The organism is Synechococcus sp. H55.9, assembly GCF_047462355.1.
GTDB lineage: Bacteria > Cyanobacteriota > Cyanobacteriia > Thermostichales > Thermostichaceae > Thermostichus.
The window spans coordinates 10,407-11,588 of the sequence record NZ_JANSJB010000023.1 but is presented as its reverse complement, the minus strand read 5'-3'; the positions used below and the strand labels follow the sequence as shown (position 1 = coordinate 11,588).

Annotated in this window: 1 pseudogene; it reads right to left on the bottom strand. The window is 60.2% G+C overall.

The window, feature by feature from the left end:
• Positions 1-920 (bottom strand): annotated as a pseudogene (locus NW857_RS04920) (S9 family peptidase); the annotation flags it as partial.
• Between the last annotated feature and the right edge of the window lie 262 nt (positions 921-1,182).

Genomic DNA, 1,182 nt, shown 5'->3' with positions numbered 1-1,182 from the left:
TCAAGGGCCACCAGTCGCCGCCGCGGAGCCTGGAAGTCCGTCAGCAGCCAAAAGCGGGAGCCGTCGTTGCCGACAAAGCTGTACTCGGCCTGGAACTCGCAAATGAGCTCCACCACCGGCGAGTTGGGATCCCGTAGGTCTTTGTAGAAGAGGAGGTTTTTGGGATCCGTGCCCCGCCAGACGGAGATGATCAGGTAGTTGCCATCTTCGGTAACCCCGCCAGCAAAGCCCCACTCTTTTTGGTCGGGGCGGTGATAGACCAAGACATCTTCCGACTGGGGGGTGCCGAGGCGGTGGTAGTAGAGCTTTTGGAAGTAGTTGGCGCTTTCGTACTCGCTGCCGGGGGGCGGCTCGTCGTAGCGGCTGTAGAAAAATCCCTGCCCATCCCGTGTCCAGCTGGCCCCAGAGAACTTAATCCAGCGCAGGTGATCCGGCAGGTCTTCTCCTGTTGCAATGTCCCGCACCTTCCACTCCTGCCAGTCGGAGCCGGAGCGGGAGAGGCCATAGGCCAGGTAGCGCCCGTCGCGGCTGATGGCAATGCCTGAGAGGGCCACGGTGCCGTCTTGTGAGAGGGTGTTGGGATCCAGCAAAACCCGGGCTTCGCCCTCCAGGCTTTCTTGGGTATAGAGAACGCTCTGGTTTTGCAGGCCGTCGTTTTTGAAGTAGAAGTAGCGGCCGCCCTCTTTGAAGGGCTGGCTGTATTTTTCGTAGTTCCAAAGTTGGGTTAGGCGCTCCAGGAGCCGCTGCCGCGCCGGGATCCGCTGCAGATAGTCAAAAGTTAGCCGGTTTTGCGCCTCGATCCAGGCCCGCGTCTGCTCAGAATCCAGATCCTCCAGCCAGCGATAAGGATCCGGCACCGGCTGCCCATGGTAGACATCGACAACGGTGGGATCCGGATGGCTGGGCGGGTAGTTAAACATAGGGACGGAGCAGCGAAAGGCCAATTCCACTATGGCAGAGGGAAGAGTCGGCAACCCACCCCAAGACCTGAGCCTCGAATGTCTGGGGGAGCAAGCCTCGCTATAGTGGAAGCCGAGTTGTGCAGGTGGGTTTCGTGCTTCAGGGTTCCCCTTCCTCTCAGCGTTCCCAGGTCGAACGGATTGGCGCCTATCCCTGCGGCCAGGGCCACTACCGCTTCTCGGTGTGGGCGCCCTTGGTCGAACACGTGGAGCTAAAAGTCAT